At 34.8% G+C, this 24,671-nt stretch carries 26 protein-coding genes and 3 pseudogenes; 15 read left to right on the top strand and 14 right to left on the bottom strand.

The genetic code is table 11. From position 1 onward, the window contains the following. The first annotated feature begins 33 nt into the window (after positions 1-33). Positions 34-426, top strand: coding sequence for a hotdog fold thioesterase (locus tag MVE64_RS08555; RefSeq protein ID WP_247345531.1), 393 nt, complete (start codon positions 34-36; stop codon positions 424-426). Between the two features lie 97 nt (positions 427-523). On the opposite strand, the pseudogene mnhG reads toward MVE64_RS08555, so the two are convergent. From mnhG to MVE64_RS08520, 7 genes and pseudogenes are all read right to left on the bottom strand, one after another. Further along, positions 524-882: pseudogene (gene mnhG, locus MVE64_RS08550) on the bottom strand (monovalent cation/H(+) antiporter subunit G). Beyond that, entirely contained in the window at positions 866-1,150 is a 285-nt protein-coding gene (locus MVE64_RS08545; protein ID WP_121663279.1) for a Na(+)/H(+) antiporter subunit F1, read from the bottom strand. Before MVE64_RS08545 ends, mnhG begins: the two are co-directional and overlap by 17 nt. Further along, positions 1,150-1,626: a Na+/H+ antiporter subunit E gene (locus MVE64_RS08540; protein ID WP_247345528.1), complete on the bottom strand. Its 477-nt coding sequence runs from the start codon at positions 1,624-1,626 to the stop codon at positions 1,150-1,152. The genes MVE64_RS08545 and MVE64_RS08540 overlap by 1 nt, the downstream gene beginning before the upstream one ends. Before the next feature lie 5 nt (positions 1,627-1,631). Then, positions 1,632-3,110 (bottom strand): Na+/H+ antiporter subunit D, encoded by a 1,479-nt coding sequence (locus MVE64_RS08535; protein WP_247345526.1) that lies wholly within the window; start codon positions 3,108-3,110, stop codon positions 1,632-1,634. Then, positions 3,103-3,444, bottom strand: coding sequence for a Na(+)/H(+) antiporter subunit C (locus MVE64_RS08530; protein ID WP_098795579.1), 342 nt, complete (start codon positions 3,442-3,444; stop codon positions 3,103-3,105). The genes MVE64_RS08535 and MVE64_RS08530 overlap by 8 nt, the downstream gene beginning before the upstream one ends. Beyond that, positions 3,444-3,866, bottom strand: a complete 423-nt coding sequence (locus MVE64_RS08525; RefSeq protein ID WP_247347005.1) for a Na(+)/H(+) antiporter subunit B — start codon at positions 3,864-3,866, stop codon at positions 3,444-3,446. Before MVE64_RS08525 ends, MVE64_RS08530 begins: the two co-directional genes overlap by 1 nt. A gap of 8 nt (positions 3,867-3,874) precedes the next feature. Beyond that, positions 3,875-6,280, bottom strand: coding sequence for a Na+/H+ antiporter subunit A (locus MVE64_RS08520; RefSeq protein WP_247345523.1), 2,406 nt, complete (start codon positions 6,278-6,280; stop codon positions 3,875-3,877). Between the two features lie 198 nt (positions 6,281-6,478). On the opposite strand from MVE64_RS08520, the gene MVE64_RS08515 reads away from it, so the two are divergent. Further along, positions 6,479-6,706 carry a hypothetical protein gene (locus MVE64_RS08515; RefSeq protein ID WP_247345521.1) on the top strand — a complete coding sequence of 76 codons (228 nt, stop codon included), beginning with the start codon at positions 6,479-6,481 and terminating at the stop codon, positions 6,704-6,706. 141 nt (positions 6,707-6,847) lie between these two features. Further along, positions 6,848-7,405 (top strand): DUF5366 family protein, encoded by a 558-nt coding sequence (locus tag MVE64_RS08510; RefSeq protein WP_247345518.1) that lies wholly within the window; start codon positions 6,848-6,850, stop codon positions 7,403-7,405. Positions 7,406-7,456: 51 nt separating this feature from the next. On the opposite strand, the gene MVE64_RS08505 is transcribed toward MVE64_RS08510, so the two are convergent. Then, positions 7,457-7,864, bottom strand: coding sequence for a thiol-disulfide oxidoreductase DCC family protein (locus tag MVE64_RS08505; protein ID WP_247345515.1), 408 nt, complete (start codon positions 7,862-7,864; stop codon positions 7,457-7,459). Between the two features lie 31 nt (positions 7,865-7,895). Next, positions 7,896-9,719, bottom strand: a pseudogene (locus MVE64_RS08500) (transglycosylase domain-containing protein). Between the two features lie 586 nt (positions 9,720-10,305). On the opposite strand from MVE64_RS08500, the pseudogene kapD reads away from it, so the two are divergent. After that, positions 10,306-10,883: pseudogene (kapD, locus tag MVE64_RS08495) on the top strand (3'-5' exonuclease KapD). Positions 10,884-10,980: 97 nt separating this feature from the next. Here kapD and kapB read toward each other — a convergent pair. Continuing rightward, entirely contained in the window at positions 10,981-11,364 is a 384-nt protein-coding gene (kapB, locus tag MVE64_RS08490; protein WP_247345510.1) for a kinase-associated lipoprotein KapB, read from the bottom strand. Between the two features lie 153 nt (positions 11,365-11,517). Between kapB and MVE64_RS08485 the strand changes: the two genes are divergently transcribed. Then, entirely contained in the window at positions 11,518-11,721 is a 204-nt protein-coding gene (locus MVE64_RS08485) for a hypothetical protein (protein ID WP_247345507.1), read from the top strand. An 86-nt stretch (positions 11,722-11,807) separates the two neighbouring features. Beyond that, the gene (locus MVE64_RS08480; RefSeq protein ID WP_247345504.1) at positions 11,808-12,380 is read left to right on the top strand and encodes a superoxide dismutase family protein; all 573 of its coding nucleotides are present in this window, start codon (positions 11,808-11,810) and stop codon (positions 12,378-12,380) included. Positions 12,381-12,419: 39 nt separating this feature from the next. On the opposite strand, the gene MVE64_RS08475 is transcribed toward MVE64_RS08480, so the two are convergent. Together MVE64_RS08475 and MVE64_RS08470 are read right to left on the bottom strand one after the other, a co-directional pair. After that, positions 12,420-13,742, bottom strand: a complete 1,323-nt coding sequence (locus tag MVE64_RS08475) for an ATP-binding protein (RefSeq protein ID WP_247345501.1) — start codon at positions 13,740-13,742, stop codon at positions 12,420-12,422. A 160-nt stretch (positions 13,743-13,902) separates the two neighbouring features. Beyond that, the gene (locus MVE64_RS08470) at positions 13,903-15,072 is read right to left on the bottom strand and encodes a MalY/PatB family protein (RefSeq protein WP_247345499.1); all 1,170 of its coding nucleotides are present in this window, start codon (positions 15,070-15,072) and stop codon (positions 13,903-13,905) included. Positions 15,073-15,261: 189 nt separating this feature from the next. Here MVE64_RS08470 and MVE64_RS08465 point away from each other — a divergent pair, with 189 nt between their 5' ends. After that, positions 15,262-15,522, top strand: coding sequence for a DUF1871 family protein (locus MVE64_RS08465; RefSeq protein ID WP_247345496.1), 261 nt, complete (start codon positions 15,262-15,264; stop codon positions 15,520-15,522). Between the two features lie 29 nt (positions 15,523-15,551). Here the strand turns inward: MVE64_RS08465 and MVE64_RS08460 are convergent, their stop codons facing one another. Beyond that, complete coding sequence (locus MVE64_RS08460; protein WP_247345493.1) at positions 15,552-16,388, bottom strand: alpha/beta fold hydrolase; 837 nt, start codon at positions 16,386-16,388, stop codon at positions 15,552-15,554. A gap of 287 nt (positions 16,389-16,675) precedes the next feature. Here MVE64_RS08460 and MVE64_RS08455 point away from each other — a divergent pair, with 287 nt between their 5' ends. From MVE64_RS08455 to yugI, 6 genes are all read left to right on the top strand, one after another. After that, positions 16,676-17,176 (top strand): Lrp/AsnC family transcriptional regulator, encoded by a 501-nt coding sequence (locus MVE64_RS08455; RefSeq protein ID WP_247345490.1) that lies wholly within the window; start codon positions 16,676-16,678, stop codon positions 17,174-17,176. Beyond that, entirely contained in the window at positions 17,173-18,351 is a 1,179-nt protein-coding gene (locus tag MVE64_RS08450; protein ID WP_247345489.1) for an aminotransferase, read from the top strand. The genes MVE64_RS08455 and MVE64_RS08450 overlap by 4 nt, the downstream gene beginning before the upstream one ends. Positions 18,352-18,576: 225 nt before the next feature. Further along, positions 18,577-19,137 carry an RNA polymerase sigma factor gene (locus MVE64_RS08445; RefSeq protein ID WP_247345487.1) on the top strand — a complete coding sequence of 187 codons (561 nt, stop codon included), beginning with the start codon at positions 18,577-18,579 and terminating at the stop codon, positions 19,135-19,137. After that, positions 19,130-19,459, top strand: a complete 330-nt coding sequence (locus tag MVE64_RS08440; protein WP_247345484.1) for a hypothetical protein — start codon at positions 19,130-19,132, stop codon at positions 19,457-19,459. Before MVE64_RS08445 ends, MVE64_RS08440 begins: the two co-directional genes overlap by 8 nt. Before the next feature lie 32 nt (positions 19,460-19,491). Further along, positions 19,492-20,790 (top strand): hypothetical protein, encoded by a 1,299-nt coding sequence (locus MVE64_RS08435; RefSeq protein WP_247345481.1) that lies wholly within the window; start codon positions 19,492-19,494, stop codon positions 20,788-20,790. Between the two features lie 150 nt (positions 20,791-20,940). Beyond that, positions 20,941-21,339 (top strand): S1 domain-containing post-transcriptional regulator GSP13, encoded by a 399-nt coding sequence (gene yugI, locus MVE64_RS08430; RefSeq protein ID WP_121663259.1) that lies wholly within the window; start codon positions 20,941-20,943, stop codon positions 21,337-21,339. Positions 21,340-21,439: 100 nt separating this feature from the next. On the opposite strand, the gene MVE64_RS08425 is transcribed toward yugI, so the two are convergent. Continuing rightward, the gene (locus tag MVE64_RS08425; RefSeq protein WP_121663258.1) at positions 21,440-21,670 is read right to left on the bottom strand and encodes a DUF378 domain-containing protein; all 231 of its coding nucleotides are present in this window, start codon (positions 21,668-21,670) and stop codon (positions 21,440-21,442) included. A gap of 144 nt (positions 21,671-21,814) precedes the next feature. Between MVE64_RS08425 and MVE64_RS08420 the strand changes: the two genes are divergently transcribed. After that, entirely contained in the window at positions 21,815-22,978 is a 1,164-nt protein-coding gene (locus MVE64_RS08420; protein ID WP_247345479.1) for an iron-containing alcohol dehydrogenase, read from the top strand. 176 nt (positions 22,979-23,154) lie between these two features. Beyond that, entirely contained in the window at positions 23,155-24,507 is a 1,353-nt protein-coding gene (locus MVE64_RS08415; RefSeq protein ID WP_247345476.1) for a glucose-6-phosphate isomerase, read from the top strand. Positions 24,508-24,671 lie beyond the last annotated feature (164 nt).

Genomic DNA, 24,671 nt, shown 5'->3' with positions numbered 1-24,671 from the left:
AGAGTAATAGACTATGTGAAGGGTCGGGTCATAATGGATTTTAATGTGAAAAATACATTAATGGAGACTTTAGGAATAGAAGTAACCACTGTTACACCTGAATGTGTGATTGCCACAATGCCAGTAGATCATCGTACACACCAACCATTCGGATTACTTCATGGTGGAGCATCAGTTGCTCTTGCAGAAACTGTAGCAAGTATTGGCGCTTACAATCTAGTTGATCATGAAACAGAAATATGTGTAGGTCTAGAGATAAACGCAAATCATATTCGTGGGAAAAAATCAGGTGTAGTCACAGCATATGCTAAACCTGCACATCGTGGGAAAACAACAATGGTATGGGAAATAAAGATCGTAGATGAAGATGAAGAGCTGATATGCTTGTCCAGATGTACAATGGCAATTTTGAAGAAACAAAAATGAGGAAATCTTTTATTAAAGAATGATATGCTTTGATCATGAATGCGCAAAGCAAGAGGGTATCAGTTAATTAGAGTATAAAAAAGTAGATGAGCAACGCTCATCTACTTTTTTCATGTTTTCTTGCTTTAGCTAAATCATCTTGAACACTTTTCTCCCACAATGGAACACCAATATTATATGCTGCCCTACTTATTAGATGTCCTGCAACAGGCGCTGTGATAAAGACAAAGATAATCCCTAAAAGCACTCTGGAATTTGCATGATGATCAATGAGTAAATAATACATAAATAAATTTCGAGCAGTATACTAATGATTCCTAAAGTGGCACTCTTTGATGCTGCATGGTTACGTGTATATGGATCTGGCAACCGAACAACACCAATTGCTGCAATTAAGCTTAGTAACGAACCTTGGAGAATAAGATAGCCAACAATAAATTTACTGATCTCGATCATTTTCAATGATCTCTCCTTTCTCCAGGTATTTAGAAAAGGCAACAGTACCAATAAAAGCTAATATTCCTAATAAAAGAATAACCTCAACAAATGCACTTGTATTTAGTACAACGGAGATAATCGCCGTTATTGCAATTAAGTTTATACCGATTGCATCTAGTGCAATAACACGATCAGGTGTTGATGGTCCTTTTACAAGTCGATAGACATATAAAAGCGTCGAGATTGCTACTATAATGAGTGAAATGGTCATGACTAACTTAAACATTAACGGCTCACCTCCTTGATTGCTTTTTCAAATGTATTTTTTATATCAAGTTTTGCTTGTTCGACGTCATCAATATCCATTGCATGAATATATAATGTTTTATTATCTTCAGAAACTTCAAGTACGAGAGTTCCCGGTGTTAATGTAATGAGATTGGATAGAATCGTAATTTCCCACTCTTTTTCGAGCTCTGTTTCAAGAGCAAAAATTCCAGGTCTTAAATTAAGCTTGGGAGATAGAATGACTTTTAATACAGAGATATTGGATTTAACAAGCTCTACTAAGAAAATATAGAGAAGCTTAATAATCGCAATCACGTTATAAAAATAAAATCTGTGTTGAAAAAAGCGTCTTAGAACAAAAAGAATTAATATCCCGAAAAAGTATCCTTTAGCAAAAGCTAAGGAAGAATAATCATTCGAAAGAAACATCCATAAGAACCCTAAAATAAAGTTAAGTAAAATTTGAAATGCCATATGATCTACTCCTTCAATACGGCTTGAATATAGATTGATGGATCAAGCAGAGTATCGGCAGCCTGTGATATATAAGGTGATAGTGATTCAACCCCAAAACCATAAGCAATTGACAATACAAGCAAGATGACTATTGGGAGTATTAACCCCTTTGTAGCCTCTTTATTAACAGGGATTTTATTTGGCTCTCCCCAAAAACCATGGATGAATATCTTCATTACAGAGTATAGTACTAACAAACTTGAAAGCAGTACAACGAAAGCAATTGTGTATTCACCAGCTTCAAAGCCGCCCTGAATAATTTTCAGCTTTCCGATAAAGCCGCTAAGTGGTGGAATTCCTGCTAAAGCTAAAGTGGCAATTAAGAACATCCATCCAAGAAATGGGTGGCTAGCAATCAATCCGCTAAATTTACGTAAATTACTAGTGCCTGTTATCGCAATAATTGCACCAACTAAGAAGAATAATGCTCCTTTAACAATCATGTCATGAACTAAATAATAAATAGAGCCTTCTACTGAATTTGGAGTGTTTGCTGCGATTCCAAATAAAATAACACCAACTGCAGTAATAATGTTATAGATGACAATCTTTTTAATATCCCAATAGGCAATTGCTCCAATAACACCAAAAACAATTGTTAGTGCTGAAAGCCAAGCGAGTATTTGGTGTGTAAAAGATGGCTCGTGATAGAAAATAACGGAATACACACGCGTAATGGAATAAACCCCAACTTTTGTTAATAAAGCGCCGAACAATGCTGTAACAACAGCAGGTGGTGCCTGGTAGGAGGCAGGAAGCCAAAAGTACAACGGGAAAATCGCACCCTTCAAGCCAAAGATGACTAGAAAGAGGATGGCGATGACTGTTAATAACCCGGATTGCCCCATATCTGCTATTCTTACACTTAAGTCTGCCATATTTAATGTTCCTGTTACTGCATATAGATACGCTACCGCAATGACAAAAAGTGCAGAAGAAATAACATTGACTAAGATGTATTTAATTGACTCGCGAAGCTGATTTTTGGAGCTTCCTAATACAATCAACAAGTAAGAAGACATAAGCATGACTTCAAAAAATACAAAGAGATTAAAAATATCACCTGTTAGAAAAGCTCCAGTTACACCTAAAAGTAAAAATTGAACTCCTGGATAAAAGTAAAACTTTTCCCGATCTGATGTTACGGATGAGAAAGCAAACAATAACGATGTAAAGCCGATTATACTTGTTGTTAACACTAACAAGCTAGCATACATATCGGCAACAAGTACGATTCCATAAGGTGGTGCCCAATTTCCGATCTCCAGTGTCTGAATGCCGTTTGTATGAACAGTCTGAACGATCACAATGGAAGCAATAACACTTAAGAATGAAGCAACAGCACTTAGCCATTTTTGAACAGTAATATGTTTGTTGAAAAAGATTAAGAGTATTCCCATTAAAAATGGGATAACAATTGGCAAGATAATTAAGTTATTCATATTGATCATTTCCCCTTAGTTGATCCATATCATCAGTCCCAAGCTCTTGGTATGAACGGTAGGCAAGAACAAGGAAAAAGGATGTGACTCCAAAGCTAATAACAATTGCAGTTAAAATTAAAGCTTGTGGAAGTGGATCAACGTAGACTTCTGCATGCTCACCAAGCAATGGAGCAGCACCTTTTTTTAGTCCTCCCATCGTTAAGATGAGTAAATGTGCACCATGACTTAGCAAACCAGTACCAATGATAATTCGTAATAAACTTTTGGATAACATTAAATAAACCGCAGCCGTAATAATGATCCCGACAACAATAGACATTAAAATCTCCATTATTCCGTCTCTCCAATCGTTTGAATAATGGTCATCGTTACACCGATAACAACGAGGTAAACCCCTAAATCAAATAATACCGCTGTAGCTAAGGATGTTTTCCCTAGCAGAGGTAACTGTACATAGCTAAATGTATGTGTTAGGAACGGTACATTGAAGAAAAATGAACCGATTCCTGTTAATACAGCAATTAATAAACCAGTTGCCGTTAACTTCAGATAATCAACCTGTAGGGTATTGACAACTGTTTTTATATCAAAGGCTAATAACAGTAAGACGAGTGCCGAAGCAGTCATTAGTCCGCCAATAAAACCTCCACCTGGTGTATAGTGTCCAGAAAAGAAAAGGTGTAATGAATAGATAATGATAATAAACACAACAATCTTAGTAACAGTTTGAAAGATGATATCATTTGTTTTTATATCTTTTTTCACCCTTTTTCCTCCCTTCTGACTTTTAAGCGAATCATACCAAAAATTCCTAGTGCAGCAATCCCTAAAACAGCTATTTCAAATAATGTATCAAAGCCTCTAAAGTCTACAAGAATGACGTTAACCATATTTTTTCCACCCGCCAGCTTATAGCTGTTTTCAATGAAATAAGTTGAAATTGTTTCAGATACACGTTGGCTATTGGCAGATAAAGCAATAAGTGTAACGATCGTACCAACACCTAGAGATATAAGCAGATTTGTTAATTTAAAGTGAAGCTTTTTTTCTTTCTTTTTAAATTCCGGTAAATGGTAGAAACAAAGTAGGAATAAAGCTACTGATACTGTTTCCACACATAATTGCGTTAAAGCTAGGTCAGGCGCCCGAAATAGGACGAAAAAGAGTGATAATGAGTATCCAACTGATCCTAGAGCAATAATGGCAGTCAAACGGGATTTAGAAAATAAAACAGTCACTGTTCCAACTACCATAACAAAAGCTAAAACTGCCTCATAAACACCAATCGGAGCAGTTCCTGCCAAGGAGAATGTAAATCCTCCGGTTGCAACCAATGCAGTTCCTAGAATCAGAATAAAGAAGGTAAAAATATACGCCAGATAATCACGGATAAATCCAGTCATATAAAATCTAGTTAAACGGAATGATGATCGATCAAGTTGATGTAATGCAGCATCATATCCTTTATTTAGCGTTAGCTTTTCAGGAACTAAACGATAAACAGATCTCCATTTTGTAAGAGATAAGTATCCGATAATACCTAATGCAATAACACCTATTGTCATGAATAATTCAACAGTAAACCCATGCCAAGGATAGATATGAACATGAAAATGTCCTTCATCACCTAGTAATCCCGGAATGATTGAAGCCATCGCTGGTTCAATAATTGTATAAGCTAAAATGTTCGGGAAGAAAAAGAAAATAACGACAAGTGAAGCCAATATAATCGGTGAAATGAGCATTCCAATTGGTGCTTCATGTGGCTTCTTCTTAAGCTTTTCAGGTTGATATTTCCCTGTGAAGGTTTTAAACACTAATACCATGCTGTAAATAAAGGTGAAAATACTACCAACCCAGGCGATAATCGGGAATAATAGACCAATTGTTTCAATATTGAAAACATCCATTTCCATTACACGGATCATACTAGTAAAGAACATCTCTTTACTAAGAAAACCATTAAAAGGAGGCAATCCTGCCATTGAAAAGGCTCCAATAATTGATATCGTGAACGTAATTGGCATCAAACTCATAAGACCGCCAAGCTTCCTGATATCACGTGTTCCTGTTTCATGGTCAATAATTCCAACCACCATAAACAAGCTTCCTTTAAAAGTAGCATGGTTTATTAGATGGAAAATAGCAGCAAGCGTCGCAACTGTATAGTAGCTATCATCAATAGACTCTAGAGCTAGTGCAGCGGAACCAACACCGAGCATTGACATAATCATTCCTAATTGACTGACTGTTGAGAATGCAAGTATCCCTTTTAAATCAGTCTGCTTCACTGCATTGAATGATCCCCAGAACATCGTGAAAATACCGAATGATGAAACAATCCAAAACCATTCAGGTGTCCCGGAAAATACAGGACTGAAGCGTGCTACTAGATAAATCCCAGCTTTAACCATGGTTGCTGAGTGGAGATATGCACTAACTGGTGTTGGTGCTTCCATTGCGTCTGGTAACCAAATATAAAACGGAAACTGCGCTGATTTTGTAAAGGCTCCAAACAAAATTAAAATAAGGGCAGGTACAAAAAGTTCATGCTGTGATATTTCCGGAACTTGACCAACAATTTCTCGAATGCTGTAGGTACCAGTCATCATATAGAGCATGATAAAACCACCAAGCATGAGAAGTCCGCCAAATATAGTGATAAGCATAGACTTCTGTGCACCGTAACGTGATTTTTCTCGGTGATACCAATAACCGATTAACAAGAAAGATGAAAGTGATGTGAATTCCCAAAAGGTATATAGGACGATCAGGTTGTCAGATAAAACAACACCGAGCATGGCACCCATAAACATTAGTAAATACACATAGAAGGTGTTTAATTGTTCTTTCTCTTTTGATAGGTAATAGATCGAATATAGGACAACTAGGGCACCGATTCCTGAAATCAATAATGCAAATAACAGTCCAAGACCATCTATGTATGCAGTAAAGTTAATACCAAGAGAAGGTATCCAATTTGCGGTGTAACTGATTTGATCACCATGCATCGTAGAATCTAGAAATTGTATAAAATAAACAAAGAGCAGGATCGGTAATCCTAGTACAAACCAGCCTGTATGAATGTTACGAAAGTACTTATACAGGAATGGAATAAGTATGGCAAGTAAAAATGGTGATAAAATTGCCACATGTAATAATGTCATCTTTTAACCTCCTTATAGTATTAAGAACAAATCTGGCTCAGTATTACTGATTTATTATGTTCCAGATTGTGGAGCACTATGAAATTATATCAAATATTGCTCATTTCAAGTTCATATGAACATAAAAATGATAACAAATTTCTGCCTACTTGTATATTATAAAGACCTTAAGAACATCCTAAGGTTTGAGGTGATTCCATGCACAAAACAAAGATTTTTGTCGCAGGGTGTTTGTTTTCATCCTTGTTTAGCAGTGCTTGGTATATAAATGAAAGAGTAAAAAGAGAATATGTCGAAACGATTGCATTTGAAGACTCAGACATTCAATTAACAAATACTGAAACACCCATTGAATTGTTAACAGAGGAAGCGAATGTTTTTGAAAAGTTTCGACCGCGTGAATATGTACGCGTTGTACTTCGTTAACAGGGTGTGGATTAGTAGGCATCCTGTTTTTTAGTAAATAGAAAGATGAATTTCTATTTATTTACATGAAGTCTTGTCAAAGCGAATTTGCTAATTCATAATAGGATGGAAACTGAATTATTTAGCAAGGAAACTGATTTTATGAAAAATACATACTTTACTAGTTATTTTCCTCTCATTACAATCTTATTATTTAGTGCTTCGTTATCGATCGTTACAGTCATGATTGTAATCGATTTTTTGCAGGTTTTTGGTATTTATGACGGAATGCTGGAATTCTTCTCTAATAGTGGGATCAAGCTTGCGTTATTTATTGTTTTTTCTCTTCTGTTTTTTATGCTGTTTTCAGCATTAAAGCTAATTGCAAACACGGTGACTGAGCTTTCGCTTTTGTTTTTTTCAAAAGATGTAGCAGGCGAAAATTTGACTAAAATTAGAGGAGGTTCTTCCATTTATTTAATTGGTGGGGCACTTTCTCTTGCAGCTGTTCAGTATCCTTATGCAATCATCGGAATATTTCTTTTAGCAACACTGATTTATTTTGTTTTTATCGTTTATAAATTTAGTCAGTCATTAACCTCGCTATCTTTAATAGGATTAGTGCTATTTCATGTTCTTTTTTGGTTTATCTTTATACTTGGAACATTGTATTTATGTTTTAGGCTGTATAATAGTGTGATGGCGAGCTTGCCTGTCTAACAAAAAAAGCTGAGATTGACGGATAACATCAATCTCAGCTTTTTTTATTGTTTAAGGTAAAAACCTTTTTCTATCCTCAGGTGTTGGGATTGTACATTGGTCTTTTTTGCCAAACCATTTATATCGATTTCTTGCAATAAAGTCGTATAGCAGGTCTCGAATTGGTCTGGGGACTATTTTAAATAGATATAGAAGTTGCCAAGTTCCACCTAGAATTTTACAGATCTCAAGAACAGCTGATGATTTTGTGTAATAGTTATTGCCTTTAATCACGACTAAACTATTGAAGTCAGTAGTTGGAAGTTGAAATTTTTTTAAGAGTTCTTGTCCTGTGTTTGACTGTAGAGCAGCGAATTGAAACTTAGCTTTTTTATCGTATCGAATAATAAATTGAACAGCTTGATCGCAAAAATGACACACTCCGTCAAAGAGAAGAATAGGCTGATTATCTGCATTCAAATTTTATTCCCCCTTTTTGAAGTAATTGTCTTTATTTCATCATTTCTTTCCAAATAAGAAGATGTGAGCCTCTGTCATAAACACTCCTAATGTTAGCAGGCTGATCTTTACCAATCCAAACTACACCAGTATACTGATCTGTTAAACCAGCAAACCATAAGTCATGATAATCGTTAGAAGTTCCAGTTTTACCACCTATATAGCGTTTATTCATTGCAGCCTTTTTACCTGTGCCGCTTGACACAACAGCAGAAAGTAATGATCGCATCTGTTTGTTTGTCGTTTCCTTCCATACGCGAATAGGATTCTCATCCCATTCGTAAAGTGTTTTGCCTGTTTGATCGGTTACTTTAACAATAGCATGATTTTCATAATATATACCGTTATTGCCAAAAGTAGTGTATGCATTTGTTAATTCAAGGGGAGAAATTCCATACATCATCCCACCAATGGCAGCTGGAAGGTGATAATCTTGTTTTGAGATTTTTGCAAAATTAAATGGCGCTAAGTAAGAAAAACCTTTTTCAATTCCAATTTCATGAAGCATCCGCACTGCAGCAGTGTTATAGGAGTATTTTAAAGCCGTTTCCAATGAAACCATGCCATAATTTCTTCCGCTATAATTTTTGGGACAATAGCCACCACTGCAAAATCTGCCTGCGTTGATTCGGGATTTGGTAGTTGCTCCGGTTACATCTATATAAGGTGCATAATCCAGTAATGGTTTAATAGAAGAGCCGGGTTGCCTATAAGCTTGAAAAGCGCGGTTAAATTCAAATTTATTATAGTTTGTGCCTCCAGCAAGGGCAACAATTTGATGTGATTGATGATTAATGACTGCAGCAGCACCTTGAATATCATCGGATTGAATGTAAGAGTTAATTGATTGAACAAGTTTATTTTGACGTTCACTTTCTAACGCTGTATAAATGATCACACCTTGACTTAAAATGTTATTTACACGTGTATTTATTTGGTTATGATCCTTTAATCCTTCTTTTGCAGCAACCAACTGCTTTAACTCATGGTGAACATATGTTACATAATCTGGTTGTATATCTACTTCCTTCTTTATAGATAGTTTTATAGGAAATTTTGTTGCGGTCTCTCTCTCTTCCGCTGTAATTGCTCCGAATTCATATAGAGTTTGTAGTAATCTTTCTTGTCTTACTTTTGTTGCTTTATAATTTTTAACTGGATCGTATTGTGTGGGATTATTTGGTACGGCACTAATAAAGATAAGTTCAGCTAGATGTAGTTCGTGAATTTGTTTATTAAAATAATAATCTGCTGCTGTTCCAATTCCATATTGACCATTAGCGAAATAAATAGCATTCAAGTAGTATTCAAATATTTGTTCTTTTGTAAAGGATTTTTCAAGCTGATAGGAGTAAAGGAGTTCGCTCAGCTTTCGATTATAAGATTGTTCGTGATTTAAATAAACGTTTCTAGCCAGCTGTTGAGTAATAGTGCTTCCGCCTTGCTCCACCGATTCTGATTTCGCGTTAATTAATACTGCTCGAAACATACCAGCAGCATCAAAGCCTATATGGTCAAAGAAACGCTGATCTTCTGAAATGAGATAAGCTCTTTTTACGATCTCAGGGATGTTTTCGTATTTTACATAAATCCGATTTTGTTGATTTGATGTTATCTCTGAAATAAGGCGACCCTCATGATCATATACATAACTGTTTTGTGCTAAATCAACAGATTCAATGGGGATTTTTTCATCCAATATGGTACTAAAAATTACCCTTTAATAGCTTGAGATTCTTTACCGGCCACAAAAACACATATGATGAAGATTGGTAACATAGTGAAGATACAAAGCCCAACCAAATAAATGTCGCATACTGATTCACTTTCTTTCTACTTATTCTGCTCTATAACGACACAACAGAGACAAAATTAATAAACAATTTATATGTTATATATCGGAAAAACTCAATAAATTTCAACAGTCAATTTAAAATTATACCTAATAATGATCGTTGCTGAATATATTGTAAGATAGAGTAAAGATAATCATCTAGTCAATTAAAAATAGTCAAGGGACAATTCATTATTTTTGGAAAAATTAAAGTTCTTTTTAATGCATCGGTGATATAATAAAGAAAACTCGTTGATTGGCGAGCCTGAAAGGCGAAGACAGAAACGTAGTTGCCCTTATACTTCATACTTAGAATTGGCCACTACGTCGAATCAACCCTCTTTGCTGCCAATTCATACCTATTTAACGTATAAAGAAAACTCGTTGATTGGCGAGCCTGAAAGGCGAAGCGTGATGAGTAGTTGCCCTTATGGATTTTGATTACCTACGTAAAAAACTTTTCTATGCTGCCAATATTTTCTTAATGTTTAAATAAAATAACCTAAAGGAGGAGCGAAACAGATTGGAGGGACAAGAGCAATTATTATTTATTGATTTTGAATTTACCATGCCGGAAGGAAAAGCGAATCCAAAGGGCTTTTATCCAGAAATTATTGAAGTGGGTATTGTTTCTGTTAAGAACCAACAAATTGAAGAGCAATTCTCCTCATATGTTAAACCGAACAAATTCCCTTATTAACTGAGCGATGTAAAACTTTTCTGCAAATTTCGCAAAATAAAATTGACCAAGGAATGACTTTTTCAGAACTTTTAGCTGTACTAAATGATTATAATAATGGATCATCAACAACTGTTATTACTTGGGGCAATATGGATATGAAGGTGCTCCGTCATAATTGCCAAATGAGTGGCGAAGAATTTCCATTCACAGGAAAATTTAGAGATTTATCAATGGAATATAAAAAGTTTTTTGGTGATCGTAATCAAACAGGCTTATGGAAGGCTGTTGAGGAATATGGGAAAAAGGCTACCGGTAAACATCATCGTGCATTAGATGATGCCCTAACTACGTACAATTTATTTAAGTTAGTTGAAGAAGATAAAAGGTACTTACAAAAGCCATCCCCAACAACAATAGGTGATCGAATTGATCTGTCAAAGGTATTAAATAAATATGCAACATAAAGTAGAAATAATGTACAAAATTATGTATATGAAAAAAGCTCAATAACAATATTTAAAAGTAAATGCTAAATATTGTTATTGAGTAAACATCTTTCAATTAATGAGGGAAATACTCTTTCTCAAGAACTTCAACTCTTTTAATAGATTCCTTAGCCCATTCTGTATTATTTTCTTCAAGTTCTTTCTTCATAACATCCAATGCTTTTCTTAGCGACTGCTGATATTCTGGAACTTCGTCCTCGAATCGTTTTACCATCTGTTTTGGAACGTTTGTTTGTTCGTTGTAAGCCAATGCCCTTCTCTCGTGAAAAAATTGGACATCCACTTGTTTGGGATTATGTAAATCACCTTGTTGTGGGTGCTTTAAGACAGCTTTTACTTGTACTAAATAATGCATAGGTTTGATGTTAGTAATAACACCAATGTATTTACCTGTTTTATAAATGCCTGTTACAACATCTCCGATTTTCTTTTCATCCATTATTCTCACCCCTTGGAAATTTGATTTTATATCTTTTATAGTACCATGAAGGCTTTAAAATCGCATTTGTGACTGTTTCTTGACTATACTTTTATTAGCTAGTGAATTCGTCTAAAACTTGCTATAGTTAGGAGGAAGAAAGGTCGTGAAAACATGAATCAATTATTTCCTATTTTTGGATTATTTTTATATTTTCCTGAAGATAAGTCAGAATATATACCTGCTGCGATTACTATGATCATTTTTACTATAGCAGCTTTCTTTGCTTTCCGATTTATCATGAAGCTTTCTAAAAAAGAACAAGAACAAGTCGAAAAATTAATGAATCAAACGAAACAAGATCAAGACAAAGACTAAGGGAAGACAACTTTTCATAAAATGAATAAGTTTATACATTGTGACAAAAAATACCCTATAGCCAAACGATTTCATTGGAGGGTATTATGAAACGTAAAACATTTTTGTCTTTGTGCTTTGTTTTTCCTTTTATTTTGTCCGGTTGTATGGAAAAAGAAATCACCAAAATGGATGTTGAAATGTTTAATGCAAGTGGTGATTCACTTGGTACCATTAAAGTATCTGAGCAACCAGAAGGTGTAAAGTTTGAAGTGATGGTAGAGGGGTTACCAGAAGGTGAGCATGGAATAAACATTCATGAAAAAGGTACATGTAAGGGACCTGATTTTAAAAGTGCTGGAGATCATTTGAATCCTGATGATAAAAAGCATGGGCTGTTGCATCCCGAAGGTGCTCATGCAGGGGACCTTCCAAATGTTATTTCTGAAAATGGAAAAACAGAAGCGGAATTAATGGCTCCTCAATTAACCCTAAAAAGTGGAAAGAAAAATTCTATGCTTGATCCAGATGGAGCAGCTATTGTGATAACGGAAAAAATGGATGACGGCATGACACAGCCAGCAGGAGATTCAGGAGCTAGAATTGCCTGTGGAGAAGTAACGGAAAAAGAAGCAAATCGTGGCGATAAGAAAGAAGTCAAACCAGAGGAAGAAGAATAAACATGTAAAGGTGACAGAATCATATCTGTCACCTTTTATTTAACCTGATAAATTTTCGCTAAAAGGGTGGGAATAATCCGAGCTGGTATCGAAGTAAAGAGGAAGAGAAATAATAGCAACTGTTCCTTTATTAATTTCACTTATGTATTTGACAGAACCACCATGGTTTTTAACTATACTATATGTAACCGTCAGTCCAAGCCCCGTTCCATCATCTTTAGAAGAAAAGTATGGTTCTCCTAATCTCTCAATTTGCTCTTTAGTCATTCCAATCCCATTATCAGATATTTTAATATGTATTGTGCTTTCCAATAAACATGCATGAATTGTTACCAAACCTCCCATATTTGGAACAGCCTCTATGGAATTTTTGATAATATTGATAAAAACTTGTTTTAACTTAATTGGGTCTCCAAAAACATACAAATCCTTATCAATTTCACATTTGAATTTTACTGTTTTATAGTTTGCATAAGATGTCATGAGCGTGGTGATATCACTTAGAGTATCGGTTAAGTTTATTTTTTCTTTGGCCATGCTTTTTTGTCCAGCCATACCTAGATAGTCAGTTATGATGGCTTGGGCTTGATCCAATTCTGTTAACACAAGATCCATGTACTCTCTTCTTTGACTATCCGTACTATTGGATGAATTACCTATTAATTGAACAAAACCTCTGACAACAGTTAACGGGTTTCTCACTTCGTGTGCAACACTCGCTGCGAGTTCACTGACAATGGAGAGCTTCTCTGCTTTCATTAACTCCATCCTCATAACAGCATTTGCCCGCATGTACTCAATGAGGTATATACATAGACTAAGTATCAAGGTAAGGGTGAAAATTGTAATGCCTGGGATTATATAATTAGTTAAATCAACATAAGGTGGAAATAAAACGCTTACAATCATGATTGTGCAAAGTGAAAAAATTAAAATACTAATTCCGTATATCGCAGCGTAATTTAATTTCTTTTTAAAGGTGTAGGAATACCAATTGCTTCGTAGAGACAGAGAAAGAATAAAATAAACCGTTATGCTTCCACAAAAATAAACCCAGCCTAGTTCATAAAGTTGTGAAAAATAAATAGAAGTTGTAAGAAGAGTAAGCAGACCTGGTATGGATCCCCCGTAAACGACGCTAGTAAATAAGGGAATAGGTTGAAGAGTAAAGAAAGCTCCATCAATTAGCTCGATCGGGGAAATCAAACACAAGATAGAAGAAAAAATTGAGCCACACGTAATTAATAGTTTATTCGGTTTTAAAGAGCTAAGATTGTTTCTACTTAACCATAATAAATGATAGACAAAAATAGGGAGTACAACGAATGTAATTTGTAAGATAATATCTTTTACTAGTTCCATATAAGGGTCACCTTTGATATAAGTAAGTTTCCCTAATTATACCATTAAATTGTGAAAATTGTAAAAAATATTCTGAAATAAACATATTTTAACTAATTTTTTATAAAAACTATAAATGAGCTCTTAAATTTAAAAGAGCTCATTTGGAAGTTTAGGATAATTATGTTAGTGCTATCTTTAATCTATTTAAACCATCTAACAAAGTCTCCTTTGGGCAAGCAATGTTCATTCTAAGGAAACCTTCTCCGTTTTCGCCAAACTTTGAACCTATATGTAAAGCTAGTTTACCTTTGTTAAGAAGTAGTTCCTGTAATTCTTTATCCGATTTATTTAAACTTCTTACATCAATCCACACAAGATATGTTGATTCAGGACGCATGATTTTTACCTGAGGAAGGTGATTCATTAAATATTCTTCAATTAATAATACATTTTCCTGAAGATATTGAATTAATTCATCAAGCCAGTTGCTCCCTTGTTCATAAGCTGCCTGCATCGCATCAGCTCCTAACGTGTTGATACCCATTACCCCAAACAGCTGTTGAACCTCATTGTAACGCCTTTTAAGGGAGTCATTTGGTATTAACAAAATGGAAGCCTGTAGACCAGCTAAATTGAAAGTTTTACTAGGTGCAATACAAGTAATGGTTTGATTGGCAATGTCTTTTTGAATAGATGCAATTGGAGTATATTGATTTCCAAACAGCAGCAGATCGGAATGAATATCGTCTGATATAATAAGAACATTATGCTTTATACAAAGGTTCCCAATTTTTGTTAGTTCCTCCTTACTCCAAACACGACCACTTGGATTGTGAGGATTACATAAGATAAAAAGTTTTGTTCTTTCATCTGAAAGTTTTTCTTCCAAATCAATAAAATCAATTTCATAACGGAAGTTTTCATTTAATAATAATTGATTATATAGAACCTCGCGTTTATGCTTTTGGGCAATTTCAAAAAATGGGTAGTAGACTGGCGGTTGTACCACAATTTTGTCTTCAGAAGTAGTAAAGGCATGGATAGCCATACTAATAGCTGTGACAATTCCAGGACTGTAAGTGATTGTTTTTGGATCAATCTCCCAGGAATGACGTGACTTCAACCAATTTGTAACGGCATCTTCCATTTTTGATCCAGGCATTGTATATCCAAATATTCCGTGGTCAACTCGAGTATGTAAGGCATCAATCACTTCCTCAGGTGCTTGAAAATCCATGTCAGCCACCCACATTGGAAGAACATCTTCTACACCAAATATTCTTTTTGTATAATCCCATTTTACTGAATCTGTTTTTTTTCGGTTAATAACTTGATCAAATTGACTCAATTGCTTCACCCCTTATTAAAGATTCTTATAAAACTGTGAGCTATATTTATAATAGGATTCTTTTAACATGAGTAGTACAGTTATGAACCATAAACAAAAATGGATATAGCTTCTTTCTTTCATTATCTACTTCTATCATAAGTGTGTTACAATAACAGTGCAAAAAATAAGATTAATAAAGGTGAAAAAATGGAAACACAGCAAACGAATATAAGGTTAATGGAAGTTTTATTACAGTGGGATCCGTTAGGTTATGGAGAAGATCGTTATGAAACGGAAGTAGTTGATGTGCTCCAGGCTGTTCATTTAATAGATGATAAACTAAAGTTAGCAAGAAAAATACAAGCGATTTATGAATTTTCGTTCGAAGAAATCATTCCTCTAAAGGAATGTGAATCTATGTCTAAGCAGTTACTTCAAATCAAAAATAACACAAGCTGTGAAATTTAAGCGAAAAACCACTCATATGAGTGGTTTTTCTATTGAGCCTGGATAAGGAAGTTCATAATTTTTTCTGAAACGTGTTCCGGCCTTTCCTCAGGAACTAAGTGGCCAGTTTGTTTAAATGAAAAAAATGTTGAATTAGGTAAGTCGTTTTGTAATCTTTCTCCAATAGAAACAGGTACGACTTTGTCTTCATTTCCCCATATAAGCAAGCTAGGCTGTTCGATCTGCTTTAACTCTTCTGAACTAAGATCACCTTCATGGTCACGAATCATTCGATTTAAAGCACGAAATATTTTGTCATCGAGAAAAGGCTCCATATACCCGTCCATCATTTCCTGATCAATTAATGAGCGATCATGTACCACGTTGTTTAAGTTCTTTAGAATTCCTTGACTTGCTAGCCAATGCTTAATGCATAGATAAAAATAAGGAACATAAGAACCAAATTTTAGTGAAGGATGTACACCTTTCATATATCCTGAGCTACATAGTAATACCACTTTCTCAAATAAATCAGGTCTTTGCTTTGCTGCATTCAAAGATACTTGCCCACCCATGGAGTGACCAACAAGGTAAGCTCTTTTTATGTTCAGTCCTTCCGCTAAACGTATTACTACTTTTGCCATGTTTGTATAAGAGTGGACAAATTTAGTTGATTTCTCTGTTTTTCCAAATGGAGGAAGATCAATTGTAATGATTGTAAAATCCTCTTTGAGTAAAGGAATAATTTTTCTGTAGCAAAAACTAGAGGACAAAAACCCATGTACTAAAATCATAACAGGATTGGATGGATGTTGGCGATAAACCTCATAGTGAACGTTTATGCCAAAAATATTCATTGTGCTGCAGTAGTAATGGCTTTTATTCATAAGCATTCACTCCATTTTTCCTATATATATTGCCAGATTGTATGATAAAATATGTGTTTGACTTAACACACTGAATTGCTGCTTGTCATATAGGGGCATAGCTTATAAGGGAACTTTGTTAACCAAATAGGCTGTTAAAGTAGGATAAGTTTTTTTATATTTTTTACCGGGATATAAAAAAACACTCATGTAAAAATCTACCCTTTTTTCTTTTTGTGAAACGTATGAAAAACGAGCAATATGGTGGTATAATTATCTGAAGATTTGAAAAGTAGGAGTGGTGAAAAATGAAGTTTAGTGAAAAGGAAGTAGAGTTATTAGAAATATTGCAAGATGACTGCCGCTTGACTGCAGAACAAATCGCCAAAATGATTGACTTATCAGAAGAAGAAACGAAAAAGATAATTAAAAATCTTGAAGATCAACGTATTATTGTTGATTATACAGCACAGGTGAATTGGCGTAAGGTTGATGGGCACGAAGGTGTAAAAGCAATGATCGATGTAAAAGTTCAGCCAAAAAGAGGAGTAGGCTTTGATGATATTGCAAGTCGAATTTATCGTTTTAATGAAGTAAAGTCTGTTTACTTAATGTCAGGTGCTTACGATCTTTCAGTCATCATAGAAGGAAAATCGATGTCTGATATTGCCCAATTTGTTTCAGAAAAGCTTTCAACTCTAGACTCTGTATTGTCTACAACAACTCATTTTATCTTAAAGAAATATAAACATGATGGTACTATATTTGAACAAGATGATGAGGATAAGAGAATTGTGGTATCACCATGATTGAACCAACGCATTACCTTTCAAGTACAGTCAAAGGCTTAAAACCATCAGGAATACGAAAGTTCTTTGACCTGGCAGCAAGTATGGAAGGTGTTATTTCATTAGGTGTTGGTGAACCTGATTTTGTTACACCTTGGAATGTAAGAGAAGCAAGTATCCTTTCCTTAGAACAAGGGTATACCTCTTACACAGCAAATGCGGGCCTTCTTGAATTAAGAAAAGAAATAAGTTATTACCTTCAAGAAAAAACAAATGTAAGCTATAGTCCATCAGAGGAATTGTTAGTAACAGTTGGTGCAAGCCAAGCTCTTGATCTTGCACTTAGAGCTATTGTGAACCCTGGTGATGAGGTTATTGTCATTGAGCCTAGCTTCGTATCTTATTCATCACTAATTTCTCTTGCAGGTGGGGTACCAGTATCTGTACAAACGAGCGGTGAAATGGAGTTCAAGCTTCAGCCTTCAGATTTAGAAAAGGCAATCACAGATAAAACGAAAGCTGTTATTTTGTGCTCACCAAATAATCCAACTGGAACACTTCTTAATAAAGAAGACTTAGAAAAAATAGCTGCAATTATTGAAAAGTATGATTTATTGGTTATTTCAGATGAAATCTACGCGGAGCTTACATATGATGATGTGTATACAAGCTTTGTATCGATTGATGGAATGGTAGAACGGACAATTCTTGTTTCAGGATTTTCGAAAGGATTTGCCATGACAGGCTGGCGTTTAGGGTATGTAGCTGCACAGCCTGAATTTTTAAGCGCCATGCTAAAAATTCATCAATACACAATGATGTGTGCCCCTTCTATGGCTCAATACGCTGCAATCGAAGCAATTAAGAATGGCAAAGAAGATGTTTTGCATATGAAAAAAAGCTACAGGCAACGGCGAAACCTTTTTGTTAATGCATTAACAGAAATGGGGCTTACTTGTCATGTACCAGGTGGTGCGTTTTACGCATTTCCTTCTATAAAGGAAACAAATCTTTCGTCAGAAGAATTTGCAGAAAAGCTTCTCATGGAAGAAAGAGTGGCTGTTGTTCCAGGTAGCGTGTTTGGTGAAAGCGGCGAAGGATATATCCGATGCTCCTATGCTTCTTCATTAGAACAGCTTCAAGAATCATTAAGAAGAATGCAGCGTTTTGTTCAAAAACAAAAAGCTGGCGTATAAGTATAAATCTCAACTAAAAAAAGCTGACCATTTGATCAGCTCATATAGAAACTAAAGGGGGAATACTAGAAAGCCTTATGCTTGTATTATTCCCTCTTTTTTATGTGGTTTAAACCTAAAAATCAGATTTTTCCTCTCTTTATAAATCCTCATTAAAATCAATTCCCAAATGAAACAATGTCGAACATGATGGCGTTAAATAAAATGAAAGAGGAGGGCAGAGACATGAACGAAGAAGAATTAATAAAAAAGGCCAAACAGGGAAATATGTCAGCTTTTCAGCAGCTAGTTGAACTTCATTATCCTGTTGTGGAGAAGTTTGCTTATCAATTAGGGAACAGACAGGAAGAGATAGAAGATATTACACAGGAAGTATTTATTCGTGTGTATCGATTTATAGATCAGTTTACTAAAGCAAAATTTTCTACTTGGCTATATAAAATTACACTTAATGTGACAAGGGACTTTGCTAGAAAACGACAATCTAATCTACGGAAGGTTTTTAAAATACAACAAGACTTTAGACAAGAGTATTACCCTGAAACAGAAGCTGAGGTTTTACGTAATGAGGAAGATCGGGTTCTTCATTTAGCGATACAAAAGTTAGATGAGAAGTATCGGATACCAATCGTTCTTTTTTATTTTCATGAAAAGAAGTATGAGGAAATTTCAGAAATCATGTCAATTTCATTATCTACGGTTAAAACACGAATATTACGCGGGAAAACAATGTTGAAAAAAGTCATTGAAGAACTTGATAAGAAAGAAGGTGACATACATGGATGAGAAATTATTTGAAGAACGAATGAGAAACTTAAAGCAATCATACGAACAAGTGCCTTCAGTTTCCTCTGTAGATAAAATAGTGAATAAGGTAAAAACATCGGAAAAGCCTTTTAAAAAGCGTATGAGACTTCAACTACCGTATGTTGCCTCCTTTATTGGTGTACTTTTAATTGGAGGAATTCTTGGTGCGCAACTTCTGAAGCAACCGGATAACACGGGGTCAGAACATCCACCAGATGAACAAATAAATCAACAACCCGTAACAACTTCAGACATTGAGGCTGCAACAAATGAGATTAGGGCTACTACGAAAGAAAAGTAGATGAGTTAAATGATTCTCTTCAATCCAAAGATGTGGAACAATATCAGTTTGTCCAGGAAGCTAAAAGTGCAGTTGCAGCCTTTGAAGAAAGAAAGAGTTATAAATCGCAAACAGAGTTAAAAAACTATAGAAATAATGTTAAAACAATTATTGAATATCGTGTATCAATGCCTTATACAGAATTTACTATGTTAAAAAATCAAAGTAATATAAGTGATGAACAAATTCTTCATTATATTGAAAAGCTAGAGCTATTAAAAGAACGCTATACAGATCGGTGGGAAATGCATTTTAAGGAACAGAGTGTAGATATTTCTAACGTTAAAGATTATGTCCAACATCTTAATAGTGGAAGCGTAAAAAATGGAACAGAAGAATATAGTAACTTAGTGGATGAAATGAAGGGGAACGGTTACATTTTTGTTGATGATGGTGAAGGAATGATTTCTTTTACGGTTGATTATGACAGAATTTCCGAGACTTTTTCAAAGAAATTATCAGAAGAACTAAAACTATTTTTGGATATTCAGAAAAACAAAAGATTTAAGGTAGACGCTGAATTAGTCATCAGTCGTGAAGAACTTGAAACTAGATTGATTCAGCTAGAGTCAATCATAATCAAGTACCCTAATTTTTCTAATATAAATGAACTGAAAATATTGTTCCAAGATTTAATGAAAACCTATTTAACAGGAACAGAAAATTCTCAAATTACAACGAATCAGACAAGAGTTAAAGAGGAGATCATAACAGGATTTGAGCAATTTATTTCTGAAAATAATAATACAACATCTTCACAAATAGTTGATGCTTTTTTAAGTAAGCTTAAAGGGAGTAATTTTCAGCTAACGAAAGAGCTTGAGAATCAAGTAGAGTCTCTCATCCCTTCAAAACTAAAAATGATTCCAAACGGTTTAAGCATTAACCTACTACCTCTAACAAATCAAATGTTAGAAACATATGAGGAATACAAGAGAGCTAATAACGAAAACGTGTTTGATGGACCATTTGCGGGAACAAATACAATTGATTTAGTTGTTGCAAGAATTTATATGTATGCAGTGGTAACTGGAGATTATGATGTAGCTTATGACCTCATATATAAAGGAGGAAAAGGCGCAGACATTCCTGATAAAAGTCAATTTATTTCCGAGATAAGTTCTACTGATTTCCAGACTTTATCAAATGAAGTTACGATGGTTGAATTTCAGTATCAAGAAAACGGAGAGATTATCAAACATATTTATATAAAAGGTGATGGAGAAACGGTTTCACTTGAGCTTCGTCTAGAAAATGGATACCCAAAAATTGTCTATAAATCAACACCTTAAAGCAACGGATTCATCGTTGCTTTTTCTTTTTTGGGTATACTAAAATATGAGATCAAAAATATTTATTTTTGTCAAAGACGCAAAGATGTGGTATAATTTTTAATTGCGTATAATGGGACATATAATTATAAGAAAAATAGGAGTGTTATTATGACAGCGAAGTACGAAATAGGAAGTGTTCATACAGGAAAAGTAACAGGAATTCAGCCATATGGTGCATTTGTTGCACTAGATGAAGAAACACAAGGACTTGTTCACATCTCAGAAATTACACATGGTTTTGTTAAAGATGTTAATGAGCACTTAAACGTTAATGATGAAGTTCAAGTAAAAGTTCTTTCTATTGACGAAAAATCAGGGAAGATCAGCTTATCAATCCGTGCTACTCAAGAAGCACCTGCTGAAGAAAAGCAAGAAGCTCCAAAAAGACCGAAAAAACGTCAAGCAACTGTAAAAGCTGAAACAGAAACTCCACAAGGTTTCAACACACTAAAAGACAAGCTTGAAGAGTGGATTGAGCAATCAAAACGTGAAGAAATCAAAAAATAATGAACGAAGAAAAGATGAACACTGAGTGTTCGTCTTTTTTTATTCGCTATTATCAACAATAAAAAAAGAGCTAACCGAAGTTAACTCTTTTTATTAAAACTTATCGAGCTTCTGGGCGAGGTTCTCTTGCAACTTCTTCAGAAGGTTTGAATAACAGACCAAGATTAATTAAACCAGCAATACCAACTAAACCGTAAATGATTCGGGATAATGCTGAATCCTGGCCGCCGAAGATAGCTGCTACTAGATCAAATTGGAAAAATCCAATTAGTCCCCAGTTAATTGCTCCTATTATCGTAAGTACAAGTGCTATACGTTGAATTGCGCTCATTTTATTTTACAACCTCCTTAGTTGTTAACTACACTTATATCTTGCGAAAAAATAAAAAAACTATTCAAAGAAAATTTTTATAAAAGCACATTTCTTTACAATAAAATCAGGAAATTACATAATCTAAATATGGAGGCGATATAAATGGATAATTTTACATACTATAATCCCACTAAATTAATCTTTGGTAAGGGACAAGTGGAACAACTAGAAAATGAAGTTCCAAAGTACGGAAAAAAGGTTCTTGTTGTATATGGTGGAGGAAGTATTAAGCGCAATGGTCTCTATGATAAAGTCGTTCAAATTTTAGAAAAAAACAACCTTGAGATCTTTGAATTGTCTGGAGTAGAACCAAACCCTAGGTTATCAACGGTTCACCGTGGCGTTGAAATATGTAAAAAAGAAAACATTGATTTTATATTAGCTGTTGGTGGAGGAAGTGTAATTGACTGTACAAAGGCTATTTCTGTAGGGGCGAAATATGATGGTGATGCTTGGGATATTGTGACAAAGAAACATATTCCTACTGAAGCAGTGCCATTTGGTACAGTGTTAACATTAGCTGCAACTGGTTCTGAGATGAACTCAGGTTCTGTTATTACGAATTGGGAAACAAAAGAAAAATATGGTTGGGGAAGTCCTTTAACATTCCCTAAATTTTCAATATTGGATCCTGTAAATACATTCACTGTTCCAAAAGATCAAACGATATATGGAGTTGTTGATATGATGTCACATGTTTTCGAACAATACTTTCATCATACAACAAATACACCGTTACAAGATCGTTTCTGTGAGGCTACATTAAAAACGGTTATTGAAACAGCTCCTAAGCTAATAAATGACTTAGAAAATTACGAGCTTCGTGAAACCATTCTTTACTCTGGTACGATTGCGTTAAATGGGCAACTACAAATGGGGTATCGAGGAGATTGGGCAAGTCATAATATTGAACATGCTGTTTCTGCTGTATACGATATTCCACATGCTGGTGGATTAGCCATTCTATTCCCGAACTGGATGAAGCATAACTTAGATCAAAATGTATCTCGTTTTGTACAACTGGCTGTTAATGTTTTTGATGTTGATCCTACTGGTAAAGACGACCGATCTGTAGCTCTTGAAGGAATTGATAAACTTCGTGAGTTTTGGAGCAGCATTGGAGCACCAAGTCGTTTGAAGGATTATGATATTAATGATGAAAACATTGATTTGATGGCTGATAAAGCAATGATTAATGGTGAATTCGGTAATTTTAAATCTTTAAATAAAGACGATGTGGTTGCGATCTTAACAGCATCTTTATAAAATGCAAACAAATAAGCACGGGGTTATACCCGTGTTTACTTGTTTTGTAATTGAATTGTCAGAAAAGATTGAAAATGTTAGCGGTTACATAAAGATCTATACTTGATTTACACATGTAGTTTAGATAAAGTTGTTAATAGCTATAAACAAAAAGCAAACATTGGAGGAAAAATGTTATGACGCATGTAAGCTTTGATTATTCTAGTGCCTTAACTTTTTTTAACGAACATGAACTTACATATTTAAGGGATTTTGTGAAAGTTGCCCATCATTCAATTCATGAGCAAACAGGAGCTGGAAGTGACTACTTAGGTTGGGTGGATCTTCCTAAGAATTATGATAAAGAAGAATTTGCTCGTATTCAAAAAAGTGCTGAAAAAATTAAGAACGACTCAGAAGTTCTTCTTGTCATTGGAATTGGTGGTTCTTATTTAGGAGCACGTGCTGCAATTGAAATGCTAAATCATTCTTTTTATAATTCTTTATCAAAAGAACAAAGACAAGCTCCACAAGTTATTTTTGTAGGAAATAACATCAGCTCTACATACATGAAGGATCTTCATGATTTACTTGAAGGAAAAGATTTCTCGATTAATGTTATTTCTAAATCTGGTACAACAACTGAACCTGCATTAGCATTCCGTATTTTTAGGAAGCTTCTTGAAGAAAAGTATGGAAAATCTGAAGCGAAGCAACGTATTTATGCAACAACTGATAAAGCGCGTGGTGCATTGAAAACACTTGCAACTGAAGAAGGGTACGAGTCATTCATCATTCCAGATGATGTTGGCGGACGTTATTCAATCTTAACGGCTGTTGGATTATTACCAATCGCTGTAACAGGTGTAGACATTGAAGCGATGATGAAAGGCGCTCAAGCTGCAAGTGAAGATTTTGGAAAATCTGAGCTTGAGGAAAATCCAGCTTATCAATACGCTGCTGTTCGTAATGTTTTATACAACAAAGGAAAAACGATTGAAATGCTAATTAACTATGAGCCAGGCCTACAGTATTTTGCTGAATGGTGGAAGCAATTATTTGGCGAAAGTGAAGGAAAAGACCAAAAAGGAATTTATCCTTCTTCAGCAAACTTCTCAACTGACTTACACTCTTTAGGGCAATATGTGCAAGAAGGACGTCGCGACATTTTTGAAACAGTCATTAATGTTGAGACTCCTCGCCATGAGTTAGCGATTGAAGCAGAAGAAAGTGATTTAGATGGTCTAAATTATCTTGCTGGAAAATCAGTAGACTTTGTTAACAAAAAGGCATTCCAAGGAACGATGTTAGCTCATACTGATGGTGGAGTTCCTAACCTAGTAGTAAATATTCCAAAAATGGATGAATACACACTTGGATATTTAGTGTATTTCTTTGAAAAGGCTTGTGCTATGAGTGGTTATCTTCTAGGAGTTAATCCATTTGATCAACCAGGCGTTGAAGCATATAAAGTAAATATGTTCGCTTTACTTGGAAAGCCTGGATTTGAAGAAAAGAAAGCAGAACTTGAAAAACGCTTAGAAAAATAATTTTTGAAAAAGGTCGACATTAATGTCGGCCTTTTTTCGTTTTAATGGTCATGATTTTCTTATATTAGGCAAATCTAAGGAAAAGGCAATGTTAAGCCATTTCTTTAATAGAGCAGGCTTTGTTTTAGAAAGAGGTAGCGAAACCTGCAAGAAGAAATGTAGCA

The organism is Metabacillus endolithicus (assembly GCF_023078335.1).
In the GTDB taxonomy this organism is placed as follows: Bacteria; Bacillota; Bacilli; order Bacillales; family Bacillaceae; genus Metabacillus; species Metabacillus endolithicus.
The sequence above is the reverse complement of the archived record's forward strand: the minus strand, read 5'-3'. Positions and strand labels throughout refer to the sequence as shown.

Excerpts from the sequence above, each read along its gene's own strand:
- MVE64_RS08555 (WP_247345531.1), top strand. The coding sequence starts at position 34 with ATGGATTTTAATGTGAAAAATACATTAATGGAGACTTTAGGAATAGAA.
- MVE64_RS08545 (WP_121663279.1), bottom strand. The coding sequence starts at position 1,150 with ATGTTTAAGTTAGTCATGACCATTTCACTCATTATAGTAGCAATCTCG.
- MVE64_RS08540 (WP_247345528.1), bottom strand. The coding sequence starts at position 1,626 with ATGGCATTTCAAATTTTACTTAACTTTATTTTAGGGTTCTTATGGATG.
- MVE64_RS08535 (WP_247345526.1), bottom strand. The coding sequence starts at position 3,110 with ATGAATAACTTAATTATCTTGCCAATTGTTATCCCATTTTTAATGGGA.
- MVE64_RS08530 (WP_098795579.1), bottom strand. The coding sequence starts at position 3,444 with ATGGAGATTTTAATGTCTATTGTTGTCGGGATCATTATTACGGCTGCG.
- MVE64_RS08520 (WP_247345523.1), bottom strand. The coding sequence starts at position 6,280 with ATGACATTATTACATGTGGCAATTTTATCACCATTTTTACTTGCCATA.
- MVE64_RS08515 (WP_247345521.1), top strand. The coding sequence starts at position 6,479 with ATGCACAAAACAAAGATTTTTGTCGCAGGGTGTTTGTTTTCATCCTTG.
- MVE64_RS08510 (WP_247345518.1), top strand. The coding sequence starts at position 6,848 with ATGAAAAATACATACTTTACTAGTTATTTTCCTCTCATTACAATCTTA.
- kapB (WP_247345510.1), bottom strand. The coding sequence starts at position 11,364 with ATGGATGAAAAGAAAATCGGAGATGTTGTAACAGGCATTTATAAAACA.
- MVE64_RS08485 (WP_247345507.1), top strand. The coding sequence starts at position 11,518 with ATGAATCAATTATTTCCTATTTTTGGATTATTTTTATATTTTCCTGAA.
- MVE64_RS08480 (WP_247345504.1), top strand. The coding sequence starts at position 11,808 with ATGAAACGTAAAACATTTTTGTCTTTGTGCTTTGTTTTTCCTTTTATT.
- MVE64_RS08475 (WP_247345501.1), bottom strand. The coding sequence starts at position 13,742 with ATGGAACTAGTAAAAGATATTATCTTACAAATTACATTCGTTGTACTC.
- MVE64_RS08465 (WP_247345496.1), top strand. The coding sequence starts at position 15,262 with ATGGAAACACAGCAAACGAATATAAGGTTAATGGAAGTTTTATTACAG.
- MVE64_RS08460 (WP_247345493.1), bottom strand. The coding sequence starts at position 16,388 with ATGAATAAAAGCCATTACTACTGCAGCACAATGAATATTTTTGGCATA.
- MVE64_RS08455 (WP_247345490.1), top strand. The coding sequence starts at position 16,676 with ATGAAGTTTAGTGAAAAGGAAGTAGAGTTATTAGAAATATTGCAAGAT.
- MVE64_RS08450 (WP_247345489.1), top strand. The coding sequence starts at position 17,173 with ATGATTGAACCAACGCATTACCTTTCAAGTACAGTCAAAGGCTTAAAA.
- MVE64_RS08445 (WP_247345487.1), top strand. The coding sequence starts at position 18,577 with ATGAACGAAGAAGAATTAATAAAAAAGGCCAAACAGGGAAATATGTCA.
- MVE64_RS08440 (WP_247345484.1), top strand. The coding sequence starts at position 19,130 with ATGGATGAGAAATTATTTGAAGAACGAATGAGAAACTTAAAGCAATCA.
- yugI (WP_121663259.1), top strand. The coding sequence starts at position 20,941 with ATGACAGCGAAGTACGAAATAGGAAGTGTTCATACAGGAAAAGTAACA.
- MVE64_RS08425 (WP_121663258.1), bottom strand. The coding sequence starts at position 21,670 with ATGAGCGCAATTCAACGTATAGCACTTGTACTTACGATAATAGGAGCA.
- MVE64_RS08420 (WP_247345479.1), top strand. The coding sequence starts at position 21,815 with ATGGATAATTTTACATACTATAATCCCACTAAATTAATCTTTGGTAAG.
- MVE64_RS08415 (WP_247345476.1), top strand. The coding sequence starts at position 23,155 with ATGACGCATGTAAGCTTTGATTATTCTAGTGCCTTAACTTTTTTTAAC.